The 965-nt window shown below is 44.4% G+C and carries 1 protein-coding gene; it reads right to left on the bottom strand.

The window, feature by feature from the left end; translation table 11 throughout:
- Nucleotides 1–250 precede the first annotated feature (250 nt).
- The gene (gene tnpA, locus WG89_RS28825) at nucleotides 251–721 is read right to left on the bottom strand and encodes an IS200/IS605 family transposase (RefSeq protein WP_062271248.1); all 471 of its coding nucleotides are present in this window, start codon (nucleotides 719–721) and stop codon (nucleotides 251–253) included.
- Nucleotides 722–965 lie beyond the last annotated feature (244 nt).

The following is a 965-nucleotide window of genomic DNA, read 5'->3' as shown; positions in this document are numbered from 1 at the left end:
GAGATGGCCAGCTTTTAATCGACGGTCAGCCCGGTTCTTCAGGCGGAGAGTTTTTAGCGTCATGGGGTTACAACCAGAGCGGCAAGAGGGATAAGCGCTCCATTATAATAACTAGCGCCATATTCTCCAAAGCGACTATTGATGAGAAATTTAAAAGCCATTAAGCTCAGCAGGGTCTTATAGGGAGTAGAAGGTTTCAATGAACTACCCCGCAGCAAGCTGCGGGGTATCCTCAGTGCAACTTGAGTGGTCAGTCCATAAACAGACTGATTTGGTTCGGACTTATTTCCTTCCGGTGTAGCTGCTTGTACTCCGCATTGCCTTGGTTTTTCACATAATTTGCAATTACATCTTCATTACCATGCTGGCCGACAGTATTCATAAAATATCCTGAACTCCAGAATGCTCCACCCCATAACTTTTGCTTAACTTCAGGGTTTTTCTTGAAAACTTCACGTGCCGTGATGCTCTTTACTTTCTGAGCGATCGACTTCGGACTCATGGTCGGTACCGACTGTATAAGAAAATGGACATGATCCTTATCAGCACCAATTTCTAAGAAGTAAATTTCATAACGCTCTGAGATAGCCCAGCATACCTCCTTCAACGTCTTGTCTACTTCATCGCTAAAGACCACTCTTCGATACTTTGCTGGACAGACCAAGTGATACATAAGAACCGTGGCATTGTGGGATTTGTGGCTGAACCTACTTTTAGCCATCCACAAAATGTAGTCACAAGTTCATGCTGCGGCTAATGCCGCAGAAACGCAGTAAGCTGCGGGAAATATGACCCGTAGAGATTAAAAAAAGAGAAGGGCGCACATATCGAATAATAAGAGAAACCGTTTCCAGTAAAGCGCCAGATTCTATTTTTGAAGCATGTTGAATGAATAGAATCCTGAAGCGGTACTACAGCTCCATCCGATGGAACAACCAAAGCTCAAGAGGCATTGTAATCAGGGC

The organism is Endozoicomonas arenosclerae, assembly GCF_001562015.1.
In the GTDB taxonomy this organism is placed as follows: Bacteria; Pseudomonadota; Gammaproteobacteria; order Pseudomonadales; family Endozoicomonadaceae; genus Endozoicomonas_A; species Endozoicomonas_A arenosclerae.
This window is presented reverse-complemented; position numbering and strand designations above follow the sequence as displayed.